This is a genomic window from uncultured Parasphingorhabdus sp. (genome assembly GCF_963975735.1).
In the GTDB taxonomy this organism is placed as follows: Bacteria; Pseudomonadota; Alphaproteobacteria; order Sphingomonadales; family Sphingomonadaceae; genus Parasphingorhabdus.
In genome coordinates this window covers 1-20,591 of sequence record NZ_CAXBIA010000026.1, presented here as the reverse complement: position 1 = coordinate 20,591, position 20,591 = coordinate 1, and the positions used below count along the sequence as shown (strand labels likewise).

Annotated in this window: 18 protein-coding genes; 10 read left to right on the top strand and 8 right to left on the bottom strand. The window is 56.2% G+C overall.

Annotated features, from left to right (window positions below):
- Window positions 1-786, top strand: a 786-nt coding sequence (locus AACZ86_RS16085; RefSeq protein WP_339694542.1) for a hypothetical protein, incomplete at its 5' end; no start/stop codon positions are given.
- Between the two features lie 696 nt (window positions 787-1,482).
- On the opposite strand, the gene AACZ86_RS16080 is transcribed toward AACZ86_RS16085, so the two are convergent.
- A complete protein-coding gene (locus AACZ86_RS16080; RefSeq protein ID WP_339694539.1) occupies window positions 1,483-2,070 on the bottom strand; it encodes an SOS response-associated peptidase family protein in 588 nt (195 codons plus the stop codon).
- A gap of 83 nt (window positions 2,071-2,153) precedes the next feature.
- On the bottom strand, window positions 2,154-2,396 hold the full coding sequence (locus tag AACZ86_RS16075; protein ID WP_339694536.1) for a hypothetical protein: 243 nt from the start codon (window positions 2,394-2,396) through the stop codon (window positions 2,154-2,156).
- 558 nt (window positions 2,397-2,954) lie between these two features.
- Between AACZ86_RS16075 and AACZ86_RS16070 the strand changes: the two genes are divergently transcribed.
- Complete coding sequence (locus tag AACZ86_RS16070; RefSeq protein WP_339694533.1) at window positions 2,955-3,560, top strand: hypothetical protein; 606 nt, start codon at window positions 2,955-2,957, stop codon at window positions 3,558-3,560.
- Between the two features lie 359 nt (window positions 3,561-3,919).
- Here the strand turns inward: AACZ86_RS16070 and AACZ86_RS16065 are convergent, their stop codons facing one another.
- Together AACZ86_RS16065 and AACZ86_RS16060 are read right to left on the bottom strand one after the other, a co-directional pair.
- Window positions 3,920-4,678: a molybdopterin-binding protein gene (locus tag AACZ86_RS16065; RefSeq protein WP_339694530.1), complete on the bottom strand. Its 759-nt coding sequence runs from the start codon at window positions 4,676-4,678 to the stop codon at window positions 3,920-3,922.
- 40 nt (window positions 4,679-4,718) lie between these two features.
- On the bottom strand, window positions 4,719-6,434 hold the full coding sequence (locus AACZ86_RS16060; protein WP_339694545.1) for a sulfatase-like hydrolase/transferase: 1,716 nt from the start codon (window positions 6,432-6,434) through the stop codon (window positions 4,719-4,721).
- 145 nt (window positions 6,435-6,579) lie between these two features.
- Here AACZ86_RS16060 and map point away from each other — a divergent pair, with 145 nt between their 5' ends.
- Window positions 6,580-7,404 (top strand): type I methionyl aminopeptidase, encoded by an 825-nt coding sequence (gene map / locus AACZ86_RS16055; protein ID WP_339694528.1) that lies wholly within the window; start codon window positions 6,580-6,582, stop codon window positions 7,402-7,404.
- Between the two features lie 234 nt (window positions 7,405-7,638).
- Window positions 7,639-9,849 (top strand): P-loop NTPase fold protein, encoded by a 2,211-nt coding sequence (locus tag AACZ86_RS16050; protein ID WP_339694525.1) that lies wholly within the window; start codon window positions 7,639-7,641, stop codon window positions 9,847-9,849.
- Between the two features lie 107 nt (window positions 9,850-9,956).
- Here AACZ86_RS16050 and AACZ86_RS16045 read toward each other — a convergent pair whose 3' ends face one another.
- Window positions 9,957-10,247 carry a type II toxin-antitoxin system RelE/ParE family toxin gene (locus AACZ86_RS16045; RefSeq protein ID WP_339694522.1) on the bottom strand — a complete coding sequence of 97 codons (291 nt, stop codon included), beginning with the start codon at window positions 10,245-10,247 and terminating at the stop codon, window positions 9,957-9,959.
- Window positions 10,240-10,488, bottom strand: coding sequence for a type II toxin-antitoxin system ParD family antitoxin (locus tag AACZ86_RS16040; protein ID WP_339694519.1), 249 nt, complete (start codon window positions 10,486-10,488; stop codon window positions 10,240-10,242). Before AACZ86_RS16040 ends, AACZ86_RS16045 begins: the two co-directional genes overlap by 8 nt.
- A 158-nt stretch (window positions 10,489-10,646) precedes the next feature.
- On the opposite strand from AACZ86_RS16040, the gene AACZ86_RS16035 reads away from it, so the two are divergent.
- Complete coding sequence (locus AACZ86_RS16035) at window positions 10,647-10,925, top strand: hypothetical protein (protein WP_339694516.1); 279 nt, start codon at window positions 10,647-10,649, stop codon at window positions 10,923-10,925.
- Window positions 10,926-11,010: 85 nt separating this feature from the next.
- On the top strand, window positions 11,011-11,352 hold the full coding sequence (locus AACZ86_RS16030; RefSeq protein ID WP_339694513.1) for a hypothetical protein: 342 nt from the start codon (window positions 11,011-11,013) through the stop codon (window positions 11,350-11,352).
- Between the two features lie 437 nt (window positions 11,353-11,789).
- Here the strand turns inward: AACZ86_RS16030 and AACZ86_RS16025 are convergent, their stop codons facing one another.
- Entirely contained in the window at window positions 11,790-12,683 is an 894-nt protein-coding gene (locus tag AACZ86_RS16025) for an OmpA family protein (protein WP_339694511.1), read from the bottom strand.
- A 357-nt stretch (window positions 12,684-13,040) separates the two neighbouring features.
- Entirely contained in the window at window positions 13,041-15,278 is a 2,238-nt protein-coding gene (locus AACZ86_RS16020) for an EAL domain-containing protein (RefSeq protein WP_339694508.1), read from the bottom strand.
- 371 nt (window positions 15,279-15,649) lie between these two features.
- On the opposite strand from AACZ86_RS16020, the gene AACZ86_RS16015 reads away from it, so the two are divergent.
- The 4 genes from AACZ86_RS16015 to AACZ86_RS16000 all read left to right on the top strand — a co-directional run.
- Window positions 15,650-16,741: a histidine kinase dimerization/phosphoacceptor domain -containing protein gene (locus tag AACZ86_RS16015; RefSeq protein WP_339694505.1), complete on the top strand. Its 1,092-nt coding sequence runs from the start codon at window positions 15,650-15,652 to the stop codon at window positions 16,739-16,741.
- Window positions 16,742-16,900: 159 nt separating this feature from the next.
- Complete coding sequence (locus AACZ86_RS16010) at window positions 16,901-19,024, top strand: PQQ-dependent dehydrogenase, methanol/ethanol family (RefSeq protein ID WP_339694502.1); 2,124 nt, start codon at window positions 16,901-16,903, stop codon at window positions 19,022-19,024.
- A 253-nt stretch (window positions 19,025-19,277) separates the two neighbouring features.
- Window positions 19,278-19,616, top strand: a complete 339-nt coding sequence (locus AACZ86_RS16005) for a P-II family nitrogen regulator (RefSeq protein WP_100092458.1) — start codon at window positions 19,278-19,280, stop codon at window positions 19,614-19,616.
- Window positions 19,617-19,663: 47 nt separating this feature from the next.
- Window positions 19,664-20,591, top strand: a 928-nt coding sequence (locus AACZ86_RS16000; RefSeq protein ID WP_339694497.1) for a glutamine synthetase beta-grasp domain-containing protein, incomplete at its 3' end; no start/stop codon positions are given.

Below are 20,591 nucleotides of genomic sequence, written 5' to 3'. Positions count from 1 at the left end.
CCGTCCCAAAAGTATTGGCCTAGCAATCGTTCGTTGAACGAAACTGAAGAGTCTACTCACACCACCTATTTGCCTCATTCAAGTTCATCTAGGGAAACTTCACAAAGGGTCATTGAACCAAGCAAATGGACAACACTGGACCAAAACGACGTCACATGTACGCGGCCGGAGGTATGGGGTAATGTGATAGAGAGTGTGGCAATACATTCGTTGCAGCATTCTAAAAAGGGTTGGACCGTCGAACCCTCTCCCCCTGAAGCTCAGGCGCTTTGGTCGAATTCTAAAGATCGCGTTTCGAAAGCCATCGCCAAATTTTTCGCGCAAGAACAAGCGCTGCATTTGTTTTATTGGCATCCCATCCCATCCCAGCGAAGCAAAATCCGTGAAGCAAGCGCAACCGAACATGCTTCCTTTATTTACAATACACATCTTTTAGGATCGAAGACAGTTTTCGATACCGTGATAGGAAGCCTTAGCCGTTTAAAGGATGTAGATGAGATACCGACCCCAAGAAAAGAAGTAATACGAGATATAAAAGCAATTGAGTCAGTCTTGTCACAAATAAAACTATTTCCTCTGACTGAAATTGATGACGATGGCTCGGTTTCTCTTCGTTGGTCTAATCAAAATTATTGTTTTTCGCTTACATTTAATGGTAATCGAAAACTGATAGGAACGTTGGTACCTTCAGCCAAATCTTACCTTCCTTGGAAACTCGACGTGTCATCGGAGCTCGCAATCGCTGAGAAATTTGATCACCAAACCGTGAGATTGTTGGTCGGATAAATGACATGCCCTATTCCGTGTCAATGTGAGTTACTTCATAACTGCGCTCATTCTTCTGGGCCTCTGCAAAATTTGGAGAGGGTTGCTAGAGGTGCATTTGATCCAAGACACATCAATAGCAAACATACGAACATCAAAAGGGCTTTCATTGAGAAAAAATCACTGGCCGAATCTGAGTTTTCGGTATGGCGACTTGATCCCGCCCAATCATTGCCGATAGAAAACCTAGTATCAATATTACGGAATAGGACTGATCTTGGCAATTTAGCGGTAATCTTTTCGGTAGGCGTCGAGGAAATAAGAAACCTTAAAAGTGCCGACGAAGAACGTCGCGTATTTCGCGTCTATGATTGTTCAAGATACACTCAACAGGGGGATACCAACCCATTTCATGCTCACATAGGTCTCTGTCGTGAACTGCCCAAAAGTTACTTTGACCGAGATTCAGAAGATTTTCAATTTCTTGTGGATCAACTGTTCTTTGTCTTCAATTCAGCAACGAGTCGAACAATCGAATGGACATGTGACGGTGATACTTTGGCTGGCTTGACCGCGAAAAATTGAAAATGGGAATTACGGTGACAGTTTGCTAAATGCACTAATTACCGAGTGGACAGGACTGTTCTGGGCGCTCGGCTTGATGGCCATGCCCCGCATGGCCAGTCGCCTGTGCGCCTACGCCGGTGAACAACTCGGCTAACCCACCACCGCCATCAGCTGCGACGGAAACGGCGCTTGCAGAGCTGCCGCATCGTCGCCGGATAGCCAGCGGTCGTAATCTTCCGGCTGCAGGATCACCGGCATCGCCTTCGGGTGGATCGGCTTCACCAGCGGATTGGGTTCGCAGGTCAGAAAGGCGTAGCAATCGCCCTCCTCCTGCTTTCTCCAGATACCGGCGAAGCAGGACACCGGCTGTTCGTTGACGCTGAACCAGACTTCCTCCCGGCCAGCGCCCGGCTTGGGCTCGGCAAACTGGTGAAAGGGGACCAGGCAGCGATGCTCGGCCTTGTTGATGACATTGCGGTAGAGCGGGCTTTGCAGGTTGCGGACATTGGTGGTGTTCATCTTTCTGGTGGTGCCGGGGCGCTTGCCCTTGCCCACCCACGGAAAGCCCCAGTGCATGGTCTCGGCGACTTTTGCGCCATCCACTTCTCGCACAATCGCGCCCTGTCGCCCGGGCCAGACATCCTCTGCCGCGCCATCGAGCCGGAAATGGCTGACATAATCGGCCCAGCTTTCGATCGTATGGAGCGCGCCGGGAATATTGCGATAATGGTTGCACATCGGGGGATTATGGCAGCGTGGCGACGTGGCGTCCAGCGGGTGGAGGATTGGGTTGGAATTTGGGGCGCTGTCGGCACCGATCCCTATGCCGGTTGTCCGCTTGGCTGGTTATGAATTCCGTTCGAACCGAGCCTGTCGAAGTGCACCTCTCGTCGAGATGTGTCCTTAGCTACGCTGGCCTGCGGCTCGACAGGATCAGGACGAACGGCAGCTAGCAAACCAGGTGTCTCGACTTCGCTCGACACGAACGGAAACAGAAATAATTTCCACATCGCCAAATCCCGGCCTGGCGCGCAAACCCGTAATATCCATGTAAATTTATCCATAATATTTTATTTCTATTCCGGATTGGAACATTGGTTATTTGACTATTCGTTTTTTTCGTCCACATGTCTCTCCATTAAATACAACGGTATTTAATATTGAAGTCAGAAAATGTCTGATTTCTGTCATTAAAGGGGGGAAGGATTCGTTATGCGATACAAGTCATTGACGTTACTCGGCGCGGCCGCATTGGCCGCTTGTGGTCCAGTCGCAGGGCCGGTGGATCAACGAAATAGCGCGCTTACACAGGGTAATGTTCAACTCAATCTCAAGGTGGGCGAAACAACCAAAGCTGAAGTTTTGGAGAAATTCGGTTCACCCAACATTACTACACGGGATGCTGCGGGTTCTGAAGTGTGGTCTTATCAGCGTCATGCAACCGTTAGCCAGTCATCTGGGTCAAGCAACTACTGGACAATCCTCCTTGTCGGGGGAGGCAGTTCCGCGAGCGGTTTTTCACAGAGCTCGCGAACAATGACACTGATCATAAAATTTGATGGTGCGGATGTTGTGTCTGACTTTCGCAGCAGAACGAGCGATTTTTAATCTTGGGGGTAAATATGTTTAGAAAATTACTGGTTGCCATTTCAGCGATGGCATTGATTTCGGCTGGTGCTGCCGAAGCTAAAAAGAAACCGACGATGACGCCGATGGAGCTCCAATCCATCCAGTCAAAAGAGTTTGAGGTGACGAAAGACAACTTATTCTCTGCCGTCATGACGGTAACGCAAGATTTGGGCTATCAGGTTGAAAGCGCGGACTTGCAGACCGGCTTTATCACGGCAGCAAGTGCAACCGAGAATAAAACCGGTTTTCTGGAAGCCATGGCGGGAATGAGCGCGTCCGGAAAGACGAGAATGACCGCGTACATTCAGCAAATGCCCAACACAATGTCCAAAGTCCGGCTAAACTTTTTGAACTCGAAAAACAGCTCGTCGGCATATGGTCGCAGCAGCAGCCAAGATAAGCCCATTCTCGATCCTGCCGTTTACAATAACGCGTGGGAAAAAATTGATGAAGCGATCTTTGTGCTCAACGCCTTGAATGATGTGGCGCCAGCCGCTCCGAAACCTCAGCCACCGGTAACGCCGGACGCCGATATTCAGACGGATGCAACCACTGCAGCTGTTGCAAATCCGGAATCCGATGCCGAGACTGACGACTAAAGGAAATCACCTAATCCATATTGATGCGACAGCGCACCGGATCGGGTTTCTGATCCGGTGCGTTTTTGTTTGGGCTTCGCGTTTTGTCAGGTGTCTCGACTTCGCTCGACACGAACGGGGTGGGGATGCATGGCCAACCAGCCCAAATCCAACAGGCTTTCCTACAGATATGCGGCTCTGATATATATTGGCGCATGGCTGAGAAAAAAACCCCGCGCGCCGCGCCATGACGGCTGGACCCCGGCGACCAGATAGTGTCGTCCCAGCGTAGGCTGGGGCCCAAACCGATATTGCGTCCGGTCCCGAACTTGCGTGAACCGCTGCCATTGGTATGGATCCCAGCCTACGCTGGGACGACGTCAAATCCCGCCGTCGGTAACCTCGTAACCGGCTGCTTCCAGTCCGGCCTTGAGCGCCACGCGACAGGTCTCCAGATCATGCGGTTCGGTAGAACGCACCACGAAATTCGCGCCGACGGTGCCGTTGCGGAAGAACGGGTAGCTGCCGATGACGCAGCCCTCGTGCGCCTTTTCCGCGTCGCGGAGGATGCTGGCGATCTCGCTTTCCGGGGCCCAGGCGCCGAGCGTGACGCTGAGCAAAGGCGCGCCGCCCTCGAGCGTGCCGGTGAGCGCGTCGAGCATGCCGGCGGTGATGTGCGGGACGCCAGCCATCAGATACATATTCTCGATGCGGATACCGGGCGCGCCGGACATGCGGTTCTCGATCAGTTCCGCGCCTTCGGGGACGCGGGCCATGCGCAGCCGGCCTTCGTTGATGCCGCCGCGACTCTCGTAATATTTCTCCAGGATCGCGCGGGCCGTGGGGTGGATCACGACCTCGACACCGAGCGCCTTTGATATCGCGTCGACGGTGATGTCGTCGTGGGTCGGGCCGATGCCGCCGGTGGTGAACAGATAGTCGTTGCGGGCGCGCAGGATGTTCACGGCCTCGGCGATATGGTCCATGTCGTCGGCGACCACGCGGACCTCGGCGAGGCGGATGCCCTGCACGTTGAGCCAGCTCGCGACCTGCGCGATATTCTTGTCCTGCGTGCGGCCGGAAAGGATTTCATCGCCGATCACGATCAGCGCGGCGGTCCAGATTTTTTCTTGTGTCATGCCGTCGCTATAGAGCGAATATGCCGCGTGAGGGAATATGTTATTTGGTGCCGGTTGTCGCCCCGGCCCGATAGTCGGAAAGCGGCGGCCGCGCGATCTGGTCCAGCGGCACGTGCAGCCATGCCGGATCGCTGCCCAGCCGCGCGTTGAAGCGGGTGTTGAAGGTGAACGGGTCGGGTTCGGCGGCGAGCAGGTCGGGGCCGTAGAGCGGCGCGACGTCCTTTGCCGCATAGCCCATCAGGCCGAGCAGGGTCGGGAATATCCGGTAGTGCGAGCTCTGGTCCCTGCCCGCTGCCGCCGCCTGTGCCCAGCGTGCGTTCTGCCCTTCGTCGCCGCCATCACCGATCACCACCAGCGGCACAATGCCTTCCTCGATCTGCGGAGCGGGGGTGCAATGGGTCGCCTCTCCGCCGTCGCCGCGTTCGTGGAAGCTCTGGCCGTGGTCGGATGTATAGAGGATCGTCGCGCTATCGATATTTGCCTGAGCGAACAGCCGGTCGAAAAAGCCTCCGACGCTCCATAGCAAGGTGTTGCGGTAGCTGTTGCGGTAGAGCCGCCAGTTGCTCGCTCTGCCGTCGAGATTGTCGCCGCCCGCCATGTCGGTGACATCGGGCATCAGGCCGCGCTTGAGCATCGGCTGGTAGCGCGCGTGGCTCATCGGAAATTTGTCGCTGACCGGAAAATGGCCGCCGACCTTGTTGACCAGGATCAGCTGCGGCTTGCCGTCGTTGAGATAGCCCGCCAGCTTGTCCGCCACCGCATGATCGCGGTCGACCACCGCGACATCGGCAAACTGCTCCCAGTGATCGATCAGCGCGCGCTCTGCATCGTCCATCCGGTTCTGGTAGCGGCCGCCGGTGCGCTGGGCATCGAGATAGACGGTGCCGAGACCGGCGCTCTTCGCATAAGCCCAGATCGACGGACCGGAGCGGATCGTCTTGCGATAATTGTCCCGCGTCCCGCCGAAGCGCAACACGACATTGCTGCCGACGCTGCAATGGGTGACCGAGGTCGCCAGCCCGAAATTGTGGATCGGCGGCCTGACTTCACCACCCGCCGCCCCGCCTGCAAGACCGGAATAGACGCCGGTCTCGCTGTTGATATCGAGATAGGCGCCAGCGATACTCTCGTCGATGATCAATACGATGTCGGAATTGCGCGGCGACGCAGCGGGTTTGAGCGCCACCTGCTGCCGCGGCCCGCGCTCGCTGGTCGCCACATCAAAGACGTGGAGCAGAGCGAGACTGGCGCCGCTGTGCGAGGATGGCAGGCCGCTGCCCCCCTCCCCGCCGCGAAAGAATAGAAGCACCGACAGACCCAGCAGGATCGGCAGCGCCGCCCACCTTGCTCCCCGCGCCCACAGCCCGCCACCTTCAGACGGCTTCAGACCCACCGCCAGCAACAGCAGCAACGCCTTGCCCGCCGCCAGCGCCAGCGCCATGCCCTGCTGCGCCAGCGCGCTGCCGAGATCACCGGCGCTTTGCACCATGGTGACAAAGCTCTCGTAATCCATGAAATCGCCGACCGCCCATTGATAGCCGTCGACCAGCATCGATCCCGCCGCCAGCAACAGCGCCATAGGCCAGCGCAGCCAGCCGCTTCTGAGCAAGGCAAAACCGGTCAGGCTGATCGCGCATAAGACGAATAATCCGCCAAAGGCGACAAGCCCCGCCGGCTGGATTTCCGGCGTCGCCAGCATCGCCAGCCGCCGCCAGATCTCCCCGCCGCCGAGCAGCAGGCTTGCCCCGAGCAGCATATATTTCACGCGATATTGCATCAAGCCTCTGAAATCATCGTCATTTTTCAAAGCCACCGTATAGACCGCGCGGGTTAATATCCGACGAAAATCTGTGATATTTTGGGGTATCGCCAAAACGGGTCGCGATGCTTATATAGGCCCCATGACAGACTATCTAACCGTAGAAGACACCACCCCGTCCGCCCGCACCGGCGCGATCAAATTGCACGGCCCCGAAGCGTTCGAGGGCATGCGCAAGGCCGGCCGGCTGGCCGCAGAGATTCTCGACAGCCTTGTCCCCCACGTCGTTCCCGGCGTAACCACCGGCGCGCTCGACGATATGGTCCGGCAACAGGCTTTCGCCGCCGGAGCGGTCCCCGCGACCCTAGGCTATCGCGGATTTACCCATAGCTGCTGCACATCGATCAACCATGTTGTCTGCCACGGCATCCCCGGCGACAAGAAGCTGGTCGAGGGCGATATCGTCAATATCGACGTCACCGTGATCGTCGACGGCTGGCACGGTGACACCAGCCGCATGTATCTGGTCGGCAAGACCCCGATCAAGGCGAGCAAGCTGGTCCAGGTCACCTATGAATGCATGATGCTGGGCATCGAGCAGGCGAAACCGGGCAACCGGATGGGCGACGTCGCCCACGCGATCCAGAGCCACGCCGAAGCCAACCGCTATTCGGTGGTCCGCGATTTCTGCGGCCATGGTCTGGGGCAAATGTTCCACGACGCCCCCGAAGTCGTCCACGCCGGCCGCCCCGGCACCGGCCCGGAACTGCGCCCCGGCATGTTCTTCACCATCGAGCCGATGATCAATATCGGCAAATATGCCTGCAAGATGCTGGATGATGGCTGGACCGCCGTCACCCGCGACCGCTCGCTAACCGCGCAGTTCGAGCATAGTATCGGGATTACCGAGGACGGGAACGAGATATTTACGAAGAGTGCGGCCGGGTTGGATTGCCCGCCTTATTAGGTTTTGGTTTTGGTGGCCGCACTACTAATGCGCGGGACCGCTTGCCCTGAATGAAGGCGGTCGCATCCTTGATGGCGGTCATGATGCCGGTGAGATTTTTGTGTTTCATTGTTTCGACTCCGATCTTGAGCCCTGCCAATTGCGCTACAATACACTTGCACCTTAGTTTTGGTAACTTCATGAAAAAGTAAAGTGTCACCGTAATTCTAATAATTTTACGATAGTGGTTGGTTTGTGAGTGCCAGCGATTATACCGGCATCGTGAAGAAAACAGATGCCCCATCGCCAATAGGTGACAGAGCAATTCAAAGAGGTCAAGATGATCGCCTTGGCTATCGTGACGTTGCAAACCGGATTGCTCTATCTTTAGTCGATCATGGATGTGACGGCGGCCTTGTCATCGGTATCGAAGGTGCATGGGGTTCGGGAAAATCGAGTCTACTCGGCTTGATCGAAGAAGCTCTTGGAAAACTCCCTACAGATAAGCAACCAACAGTGATCAATTTTCGACCTTGGTTGGTCGGAAACCGAGATGCGTTGCTTACGAGCCTTTTTGGGTCAATTTCACACGCCATAGCAGACATAAAGCTTTCCAAAGGAGATGCGACCGATTCTACTGCAGCTAAGGTTAAAGTGACCGCAGAGGCGCTGAGAAAATTTACCGCTGCAATAGGCAGGGCAGGCGAACTGGTTGAAGTTGCCGGAAATGCCGCCGACTATAAGCCGGCAAAGTTTATAGGGGGCTTGCTCAAAGGTGGGCGAGAAGCGACTAAGGACAAAGCAGATGATCACTCACTGGATAAACTAAAAGAGAAGCTTGTCCGATCTCTTGGGGACCTAGGGCATCGATTTGTGATCACGATAGATGATGTTGACCGACTGGAACCCGCCGAGGTTATTGAGGTCCTTCGGCTGGCGCGTTCTGTTGCTGACTTTCCTAACGTCATCTACTTGCTTTGCTACGATAGCGAAATTCTATCCCGTAGCATAGAAAAGGCGGCGCGGGTTCAAGATGGTCATGCCTACCTAGAGAAAATTGTGCAGTTGACCGTAATGGTTCCAAAACCCGAATCATTTCAACTGCGCCAATGGTTCAGTGACGAACTCAAGGCAATTGCATCAACCAAGACGGATGATGAGCATTCAAGATTAAAATCAGTCTTGGATTATGAGGGGGGTCGTCAGCTCCGAACGCCACGTTCAGTGGTTAGAACATTGGACTCAATTCGTTTTTTTTGGCCGCCGCTACGAGATTCTAAAGCCGATTTGGCAGATTTAGTATGGCTGTTACTCATAAAAGATGGAAATCCGTCACTTTACCGGTGGATTGAAGATTACTGCGCGACGGCGGCGGTGTTGTCACTTGGAACGGCGCGGGTGGAGGAACATGATAGAGCAGAAGACACAAAGAAGTTGCTCAATACCGTTGGAGAATCTTACTTTGACGACCTTCAGTATCGGCATTATTTCGCTCAACAGTTAGCAGGGCTCGACATCGACTTTGCCGAAAATGGCAGTAAATTCAAGCTGCACCAGAGGGTAGCCGACACCACCCGAGACGAAGCAATTCGAGAACATCGGTTGGCCAGTCCAGATCATTATCGACTTTATTTCGCAATGTCCGGGCCAACTCATGCGCTGACTCAGCAAGAGTTAAACGAACTGTGGCTGGCTGCCGATAGCGGTCAGCTGGATACCGGCTCACTTATCCTTGAATGGCATAAAAAAGCTCCTGAAGGTTCGTTGAGTAAAGCCGACATCCTATTCGAAAGAATGCCGGGCTTCGACGCCGAGACGCTAGATGGCCAGCGCTCCAAGAACTTCCTATTGGCCTTTTCTAATATACTAGACGAGGCTTACCACCGCCGACAATTTGATCTTCATTGGTTCAACTCCATTTGGGATCGCGCGGAACGGTTGGTACCGGTCCTGCTTTCTCATTTGACCGCTGACGACCGCAGTGACGCCATCATTTCTATGTTTGAAAAAGGAGCCGCAACCGGATGGCTAACGAATCTATTTCGGAGCGAAACTTTTTCCCAAGGCCGGCACGGAAATCAGAAAAAGCAAGAAGTAGAATGGATATTCAAATCGGACGAATTGGATACCGTGTCCAAATTGATGATCGGTCGTTTTCAATCAATGTCTCTACCTGAAATCCTTGCATCAGTTGACCCCGTGAATTTACTTTATGCTTGGCAGCAAGGTGATGACGGGGAAGGACCTAATAGCCTGCTTTCCGAACTTACCCAAACCGATGAAGGGTTCATAGAAACGCTCGAAAACCTGAGCGATTTAATGACTTGGAGAGATCTACAATATTTTCTCGATTTAGAAATTACTCGCAATCGGACTTTATCCATTGCGGCCACTTGTGAAAGCAAACGGATTTCCAGCCGCGCGAAACGCTTGGCAGCAAAATTTGACTGGAAATCTGAAAGGTAACAGTGCCGAATCTCGGCACTAATTTTATTCAGTTATTAGGGAGACAGTTTCCCAAATACACCAAACTCACAGTCCAAAATCTCAAAGCATTCTTTAACTCGATACCATCATAGATGCCGCTCAAAATCCATGCTGTGATGCAGCACACGCACGATCAACACCCCATCCCGCTCACCCCGATAAAACACAACATGCGCCTGCTGGCGGATGCGGCGCAGGCCCGGGGTGACTTCCTCCGCGCTGCGACCGAGCGCGGGGTTGGCGAGCAGGGACTGGAAACAGGCGTGCAACTGGTCGCGATAGCGCCGGGCCTGATCGATGCCGAATTCGGCAATCGTATAATCGGCTATTTCGGCCAGATCGCTGGCGGCGCGCCTGCTCAGGCGCAGTTCAGCCATGGGCGGCACGGTCTTCGGCGGCGCTCCATATGTCGTCCAGCGACTGGTCGCTGGTGCCGCTGTCGAGGCCCTCGGCTATCGCTGCGCGCAACGTGGCCAGCCGGTCCTGCTGCGACTGGTCGCGCTTGACCAGATCGCGGATATATTCGCTGTCATTGGTAAATTCGCCGCCGGCGATCCGGGATTTGATCCACGCGTCCTGGCTCGCGCTGAGCGTGATGGTTTTGCGGACGGTGGCCATGGCTGTTGCTCCTTGCAGATGGATCGTCATACTATTGGTGCAGGCGGGGATTGTAAAGACGGTTGAGCGGGAGTGGGGCCGCAAGTCCGGTCCCCAACGGAACCTTCCCCCGCCCGCAGCGTAAATTTCCTACACGCCCCGAAAACGGAGAAAGTGACATGGCTCGCAAGGATGAGAATGAAAAGCATCACCACGAATATGAACGGGAAAATCCCGGCGCTGCGCCTGGGACGCCGCACCGGCCGGACAGTTCCTATGGCATGAACACCGGCAAGGCCGGCGGCACCTATGGCGGGTCCGAGGACCGGCCGAAACAGGACGGTGATGAGGAGACGCCCGGCGGGCAGCCGCCTGAAAAGGTTAGCGACCGGCCCAATGTTTCGACCGTCAAACCGGAGGACTATCCCGCCGAGCAGCGCAAGGACAGCCGTCCCTGAGCGGGAGTGGGCTGCTTTGTCTGGCATTTGCCGCCGGGTGGGCTTAGGTGATCCTCTCACACCCCACCAACACAGGCAATACCCGATGGCCCGCAAACATTCGAAACATGGCGGCTGGCAGGATCTGCAGTCCGACGCGGAAGAGGCTCCGGCGGAGGCGCCCGCCTGCTGGCTGTGCGCGCGGCCGACCGGCAAGACCATCGTCTGGCATCATCCGGTGCCGAAAAGCCGGGGCGGGCGCGATACGGTGCCGATGCATCCGATCTGCCAGCAGACCATCATCACCCATTTCACCAATAGCGAATTGCAGCGCCACGCCATGGACGTCGACGCGCTGCTCGCCGATCCGGTGGTGCGCAAATTTGTCAATTGGGTAGCGAAAAAGGATCCGGACTTCAACGCGACCATTGCCAAGAAACAGCGCTGATCCCGCGCTGCGCGCCGATCTTGGCGGTATTTCCCCGCATGAAGGCTCCCGATAGACGAGGGTCAAATACAGGCTGCGACAATATTGTTTACAGACAAGACTAGATGAAGTAACCTTTTGAAAGGGCGCTATAATTTGTTCGGGGAGAACAAACGATATGTCTAGTAATAATCGGGACGGGGACTCATCGTCTGACCCTCGCAAAGCAGACCGCCGCGTACATGACGATCCGAATTACCGCGGACCGGAGCGGCGCACGGGGGAACGGCGAAAAGGGGATCGCAGAAGCGAGGAACGGCAGGGCGACTGAACCCGGCATCCGCTTTCGCGAACTGGCGAAGGCTTCCACAACAACATAGGGCGGCGCTTCGCCTGATCCATGCTGTCAGCTTACGGGGCGGGCGTACCCGCCCCGCGTTGTTCAGTGCTGCATTGGTTTAAAGGCCGTCGAGGCCCTTGCTGACCAAGATATTCACCGCAACGCGGCGGTTCTGCGCCTTGCCGCTGGCGGTGTCGTTGCTGCCGAGCGGATCGGCTTCGGACATGCCGGTCGGGGTCAGCATGCGGTAAGGTTTCCAGCCGCAATTCTGCTGGATATAATTGACCACGCGGCTGGCGCGTTTTTCGCTGAGCTGCTGATTATATTCATAATCGCCGGTGGAATCGGTATAGCCGACGACCAGGATCAAAGCGTTGTTCATTTCCTCAGCCGCATCCGCAGTGGCGCACAGATCGGCCTTGCCGCGAGCGGAAAGGGTCGCCTTGCCGGTATCGAAATGGACATTGGTCGTGCCCTTGACATTATACTGGTCGATATCGCTGACGCGGCTGCGCAATGCTTCGGTCGCGGCGGTCTGTTCGGCAAAACCCTGGGCAGTGCCATTGTGGATCATATTGGCGGTCTTGAGATCGCTGTTGCGCAGATTGATCTTGCTCGCGACCAGATCGCTGCCGATCTGCACCGTGTCGACGCTGACGGGCAAGCCGTTGAGCAGCGCATCAGCACCAAGCGCCTTGCGTCCCAGGCCGAGCAGGCCCTTGCTGGCCTTTATTTCTGTGGCGTCGGTGAAGGCGACGATCGTTCTTGTACCGTCCTCTGCCGTCACCTGCAATCTGTCGGCGCTGCGGGCGGAGATAATGCCTTCGATCTCGGGTCCCTCGGGCGCTTGGGACAGGTCCATGGCGATATTGGCCGCCTCGGCTTCCTGCTGGCCAGTGACGATAATATCTTCTCTCTCCGCCGCCGACTGCGCGGATGCACTGCCCGATGCCAATATGGCAACCGTGGCGAGCAGGACGCTTATTCTCCTGTTTCGGGAAATGTCGTTCATCATTATTCTCCTTCAATCGATATTTTGATTTAGCCGTACCGGAGCGGTTCGTCCGGCCGGGCTCGCGATGCTGTGCCGTCTGTGATGCTCCCCTTCGGTTCACGGCACGAGATGAGGCGGCACAAAAGCCGCATGTGGACATGTGAATAGCGTGATTGGCAGGTGATCCTGTCTGGCGGATGAACATGGGCGGCAATAGGGCCGGTTCTGCGGACAGCCCGTGAGGGCATTACGGCGAGCCGTTAACGGAGCCAGCGCCAAGGGGCGCGATCATCGCAGGCGAACGGCTATTCCATCTTCAGTGATCCGGCAGCAGACCGGTAGCGATAGTCGGTCATCGACCACGGTCGACGAAAGCTATTTTTTGTCGTTGGACGTGTAGAAGCTCGGGATAGAGTCGACCGAAGTTGGAAAGCTGGATTTCGGATAGAAATCGACCGGTATATTGGGAATCTGCATCCCCGCTTCCGCGATCAGATAGGGAGAGACCCGGCGGCTGGTGCACAGACCGCCATTTCCGTCGCTTACCAGACGCCGCTCGAATTCGATGCCCTGTTGCCGCTTGTCGGAACGACGCACCACCGCGACAGCGAGCTGCCCCTCACCGAAATCAATTACAAATTTGGTACCGACAGGCACATCCCACAGCCCTTCCAGCAGTGCGCCGGTCTCCGATATATTGCGTATCATGAGAGAATAGCAGTGATTTTCATGGACCGCCCGGACTTTGCGATACATCGAAATACGATCATGGCGAAACTTGGCCGGGCCGTTTGGCGTAACGATCCAGTCACCTTTTTCCACCAGCCGCACCAGTTCTTCGGCCTCGACCGCCTTGCTGTAGACAAAGCCCTGAACATGACTGACATTGAGCTCGCGGATCCATGCAAGCTCGTCCATCGCTTCTATGCCCTCGGCTGTCGTTTCCATATCCAGTGCTTCGGCAAGAGCGACAATCGCAGAAATAATGGCACCATTGCGTGATCCTGGAATGGTAGCGCCGCGAACAAAGCTCTGGTCGATCTTGATTTTGTCAAAGGGCGCCGTTTGCAAATAGCTCAACGACGAATATCCGGTACCAAAATCGTCAAGCGCCAGCCGAACTCCGATATTCTTCAGATCGACGAACATCTTCTCTGTCTTTTCCGAACCTTCCAGAAACACGCTTTCGGTGATTTCCAGTTCCAGCCGTCCAGCCGGAAGACCGGATTTCTTCAACGCACTGGTTACAATGGCCGGCAGTTTGTCATCGGCGAACTGGATCGGTGAAACATTCACCGCAACGATGAATTTGCTCGGCCATTTCACGGCATCCTGACAGGCCCTGTTCAAAGCCCATTCGCCCAAAGTTTTGATGAGATTTGCCTCTTCGGCAATGGGGATGAAGAGCGCGGGAGAGATTGGACCCCGTTCGGGATGGTTCCAGCGCATCAGCGCTTCCACGCCGCGCACAACATCGTTTTTTGCATTGACGATCGGCTGATAGGCCAGGGACAATTGGTCGTTGGACAGGGCGTCACGCAGATCGTCTTCCAGAATCCTGCGATCTTTTGCCGATTGTTGCAAATCTTCCGAGAAAAAATGAAAGCGGCCGCGTCCGCTGCCTTTTGCAGCATAGAGAGCGAGATCGGCGCTGTGGATCAGATCCTCACTCACCATCCCGTCAAACGGACTGATTGCAATACCGATCGATGCCCCGATAATGCATCGCGAGCCATCCACCGTATAAGGGGCAGACAGGCTCGAGATAATGTTGTCGGAAAGATTGCCAAGCTCGCCACGGTCATCCATGTCCGGAAGCAGGATTTGAAACTCGTCACCACCGATCCGGCATACTTCACCGCGCTTGTCGACCGCTTTCAACAACCGCTTGGCGACCTGCTTCAGCAGTTCATCTCCGGCAAGATGACCCATGGTATCGTTAACCTGCTTGAAACGGTCCAGATCAACCAGCAATATCCCGCAGGTCCGCTTTTGTTGCTTGAAAGTAGAAAGTGTGGATGCGAGCGTTTTCGACGCTGACGTGCGATTTGCCAAACCGGTCAATGAATCGAACATCGCCAGACGGGAGGATTCTTCTTCCGATCTTTGCTGCGCCGTTATGTCCTTGCCATTGCCTCGATAGCCGACAAATTCACCGGCCTTGTCCAGCTGCGGCTTCCCGGAGATCGACCACCAGCGATCCTCTTCCCCGATCACGGCTTTCAGTTTCAGGTCGTTGAACCGGCATTGCTTCGCCAACATGAACGGCAACGTCCTCTGGTTGGGCACGCCGTCTTCGGGCTTTGCAAATAGTTCGAAAAACGGAGTTCCCAGCAATTCTGCCTGAGACTTGTTCATCACCTCCGCCAATGTCTCGGTAATATAGGTTATATTACCGGCCTTGTCCGTTGACCAGAACCAGCCCTGCCGCGTTTCTTCATAATTTTGAAGAAGCAGCAATGCTTCGGTTGTTCTCAGGCTGGACATGCCAGTCGCGCTATCCAGATCCTTGTTCTGGTGAAAGATGCGCGCGCTGATGCGGTCAAAAAAGCTTTGCGATTCATTGCCCGAAAAGCCAAGTTTATGGCTCTTCTCAATGTTGAACTGTTCCATTTTCATTCTACAGACTGGCCTCTATATCTAACCAAAGCCGATAGCGGGCAAAAGTTAGCGAATGATAAAATGCTGCCAGAAAAAAGACTGTATCTCAATAATTTACATGATGTTGCAAATTGAATTTCTCACCGGTCCGGTGGTGCAGCGAACTACGAAAATCACGCGCGCGCCATCTGTCGGAGTAGCCCGCGCAATGTTTGGACCTTCTGCACTCCGCGATTTGCGAATGTCGCGAGAATGGCAGAAAACCTGAGATGCATGCCGGTCTGATCGCAAACAGCGGTCGATCGGCAAAAATTCGGCCCGCTTTCAGTGCGGGCATGGTAGGAGGCTCTTCCCTCGCCAAAACAATCTGCTAATAACGCGAGATGAAGCCCGAACAGCACCCCCAGGAGACAGAGCGTCTCCGCGAACTTCGCCGCTATGGCATACTCGACACCGACCGCGAGCAGGCGTTTGACGAGATTGTCGAACTGGCAGCGCTATTGTGTGAAGCGCCGGTCTCGGTGGTCAATTTCATCGACAAGGACCGGCAGTGGTTCAAGGCGGAAACGGGTCTGGGCGTGCGGTCGACCCCGCTCGAAACCAGCCTGTGCGGCCATGTGATATTGCAGGACGATTTCGTCGAAATCCCCGATACGCTCGCCGACCTGCGGATGGCGGACAATCCTCTCTGTACCAGCGATCCCGGATTCCGTTTTTACGCCGGTGCGGTGTTGAAGGGGAGCAACGGGCTGCCGCTCGGCACCCTGTGCGTGCTCGACCACCAGCCGCGCGTGCTCAGCGACTTGCAGCGCAAGGTGATCACGGCGCTCTCGCACCAGGTGATGCGGGAACTGGATTTGCGCCAGGCGCTGGAAAGAGAGCAGATGCTGCGCCGTGAAATCGACCATCGGGTGAAAAATTCACTGGCTTCGATCGGCTCGCTATTTTCGATGAAGGCACGCGCCGCACCGGACGAGAAGGTGCGGATCGCGATGGAAGACGCGAGCATGCGAATCCGGTCGCTGTCGTCGCTGCACGCCGAATTGCACGATCTCGAAGAGGGCCAGTCGGTCGACCTAGAATCGCTGTTCCGCCGGGTCTGCATGGATCTCGAGCAATTGCTTCCCGAAGGTGTTTCGCTGTCCGCCGATGTGCGCGGGGGACGGGCGTCCCCGCATCTGGCGAACGGCCTGCTGCTGATCGTCAACGAATTTGTGTCGAACAGCGTGAAACACGGACTGTCGGATGCCGGGGGCAGAATCGAGTTCGTGATTACGACGGCAGAGGATCAATGGTCGATCGTCTGCAAGGACAATGGATCGGCGGACACCAAGGATGCCGCGCTCGCCGCGTCGGCATCGGGTCTGGGAACGCGCGTGATCAATTCGCTGGCGACCTCGCTCGGCGCATCGCTCGACTGGCGCGCCAGCGGCCATGGCATGGAACTGAGACTCGCCAGTCTGGCCGAGGCATAGCCGGCGATCCCGAATTCGCGGATTCGCAAACGCGGCCAGCCCGGTGAATCGCGCGGAGCGGACGCGTCTTTCTATAGTCCTTGACCAACCGCCCTCGGTTTAGCTAGTCAGTTAAATTGCAGGGATGGCTAACCGTCCGGCAGTTTTAGGAGACGGGTGATGCGCAGGCTGGGATTGTTATTGGCTCCACTATTGCTGGTATCTTGCCAGAAGCAGACCAGCGAGCCGGCGGCGACCGATGCGGTCACCAACGCGGACTGGGACAATATCGGCTTTGACGCCAAGGAACAGCGCCACAGCCCGCTCGATCAAATTAATGAAAGCAATGTCGACCAACTGGGCATCGCCTGGTTCAAGGACCTGCCTGATGCGCGCGGCCAAGAAGCGACACCGGTGGTCGTCGACGGCAAGCTCTATATCTCCACCGCCTGGTCGAAGATATTCGCGTACGACGCAAAAACCGGCGAGGAACTCTGGTCTTATGATCCGGAAGTCTCGGGCGAAAAAGCGGTCGACGCCTGCTGCGATGTCGTCAATCGCGGCGTCGCGATCAGGAACGGCAAATTATTCTTTGGGACCATCGACGGCCGCCTGATCGCGCTCGACGCGATTACCGGCGCGCGACTGTGGGAAACCCAGACCACCGATAACAGCAAACCCTACACCATCACAGGCGCACCGCGGGTGGTCAAGAATATGGTGATCATCGGCAATGGCGGCGCGGAATTCGGTGTGCGCGGTTATCTGTCCGCTTATGATGTCCGCGACGGCACTATGAAATGGCGTTTCTACACCGTGCCCAATCCGAAGGGCGAACCGGACGGCGCGGCGAGCGACGAGATTTTCGCAAAAGCGGCGGCCAAGACCTGGAGCGACGGCGAATGGAAGGTTTCCGGCGGCGGCGGCACGGTCTGGGACAGCATCGTCTATGACGAGGATCTCGACCAGCTCTATTTCGGCGTCGGCAATGGCAATCCGTGGAACCACGGCCTGCGCTCCGGCGGCGAAGGCGACAATCTGTTCCTCTCCTCGGTCGTCGCGGTCAATCCCGATACCGGAAAATATCTCTGGCATTATCAGGAAACACCGGCGGAAACCTGGGACTATACCGCAACCCAGCATATCATTCAGGCCGAGCTCGAAATCGATGGCAAGATGCGCAAAGTGCTCTACCACGCGCCGAAGAACGGGTTCTTCTTTGTCATCGACCGGATCGACGGTACTTTAATCAGCGCTGAGCCTTATGTTGACGGCATCAACTGGGCCACCGGCTATGATCTCGACACCGGTCGCCCGATCGAAAACCCCGACGCGCGCTTCTATAAAACCGGCAAGCCGTTCATCGCCATTCCCGGCGCACTTGGCGCCCATAACTGGCATCCGATGAGCTATAATCCCAAGACGGGCCTCGTCTACATCCCTGCCCAGCAAATCCCGCAGGGCTATGACGTGCCGGTCAGCGAGATTGACAAGAAGCGCGAACGGCTGGGCTTCAACGTCGGCATCGGCTGGTCGATCGGCCAGTTGCCCGACGACAAGGAATTTTACAAGGCCGCGATTGCCGCAACCACCGGCAAGCTGGTCGCGTTCGATCCGAAAACCGGCAAGGTCGCATGGAGCAAGGATTATCCAGCGGCATGGAATGGCGGCACGATGACCACTGCCGGTAATCTGGTATTCCAGGGCACCAGCACCGGCCTGTTCAAGGCTTATTCCGCCGACAAGGGCAAGGAGTTGCTGAGCATGGAGATGCAGTCCGGCATCGTCAGCGCCCCTTCCACCTATATGATCGACGGCGAACAATATGTCGCCTTCCTGACCAGCAAGGGCGGTGCTTTCCCGCTGGTTGCCGGCGTTGCTGGCGGCGTCACCCGCCAGCTGCCCAACATCCCGCGACTGGTGGTGATGAAACTGGGCGGCAAGGCGAAACTGCCGGCGCTGCCTGAAAAAGGCGAAGTCGTCTGGGATCCGCCGGTTCAGACCGGAACGCCGGAACAGATCGCAGCCGGCAAGGCCCTCTTCGGCCGCAATTGTCTGGTCTGTCACGGCGACAGCGCCATCGGCAACGGCTTCACGCCTGACCTCCGGGTCAGCGGGGTGCTGCCGGATACGGATGCCTGGGCATCGGTTGTTACCGGCGGCGCGTTGAAACATGCAGGTATGGTCAGCTTCGGATCGCAGCTCAGCGCCACCCAGGTGGAGAATATCCGCCATTATGTGGTGAACCGGTCAAACTGGACAAAGGCCAATCTGCCCGAAATGACAGCTCCGACGCCGCGCTAGGTTTCGCGCTGCCCGTCAGCGCGAAACCCCTGCCTAAAAAATAGGCGCGCCTGCCCATAAATGCCTGTTTTTTGGTCGGCATTGTCAGTGGTCGCATTAGGCATTAGCTATGGCACCAAGCATTCCGGTGATTCTGCAGACGAATCAATTCTGGCATGGTAATTGAATAGTATCGGGCAATTGTGCCCGGCCAAGGTGTCTTGCTCCTGTGCGGGAGGAATCGCCGAAGAGTTGGTACACGGGGACGTAAAAAATGAAAAAGATTGAAGCCATCATCAAGCCCTTCAAACTGGACGAAGTCAAAGAAGCGCTGCACGAAGTCGGCGTTTCCGGTATCACCGTGACCGAGGCCAAAGGCTTTGGCCGGCAGAAAGGCCATACCGAATTATATCGCGGCGCCGAATATGTTGTCGACTTCCTGCCCAAGGTGAAGCTGGAAGTGGTGGTCGAGGACAGTCTTGCCGACCGCACGGTCGAAGCGATTGCCGCAGCGGCCCAGACCGGCCGTATCGGCGACGGCAAGATCTTTGTCATTCCGGTCGAAGCCGCTCTGCGCATCCGCACCGGCGAGCGCGACAACGACGCCATCTGATTTCTATCGCACACCATCCAAACACATCACAATCAAGGGACTAAAAAATGGGCAATACAGCATCCGATATTGTTAAAATGATCAAGGAACACGAGATCGAATGGGTCGATGTCCGGTTCACCGATCCACGCGGCAAATGGCAGCATCTGTCGATGTGCGCCGGCATCATCGACGAAGATGTGCTGGAAGAAGGCTTCATGTTCGACGGCAGCTCGATCGAGGGCTGGAAAGCGATCAACGAATCCGACATGATCCTGCGCCCCGACCTCGACGCGATGTATATGGACCCGTTCTCCGCCACGCCGATGATGATCCTGGTCTGCAATATCGTCGAACCGGGTGACGGCTCGCTGTACAATCGCGATCCGCGGTCGACCGCTGTCCGCGCCGAAGCCTATCTGAAATCGACCGGCATCGGCGACACCATCTATGTCGGACCGGAACCGGAATTTTTCATGTTTGACGACGTGAAATTCGAAACCGGCTACGACCGTTCCGGCTTCAAGATCGACGATATCGAGCTGCCGACCAACACCGGCCGCGATTATGATGTCGGCAACATGGGTCACCGCCCGCGCGCCAAGGGCGGCTATTTTCCGGTTGCTCCGGTTGACAGCTGCGTCGACATTCGCGGCGAAATGGTTGCGACCATGCTGGAAATGGGCCTGCCGATGGACAAGCACCATCATGAAGTGGCTTCTGCCCAGCACGAACTCGGCATCACCTTTGGTACGCTGACCGAAACCGCCGACCGGGTGCAGGTCTACAAATATGTCGTACAGCAGGTTGCCCATGCCTATGGCAAGACCGCAACCTTCATGCCGAAGCCGATCAAGGACGATAACGGCAGCGGCATGCACACCCATATGTCGATCTGGAAAGACGGCAAGCCCCTGTTCGCCGGCAATGAATATGCCGGACTGTCGGAAATGTGCCTCCATTATATCGGCGGCGTCGTCAAACATGCCAAGGCGA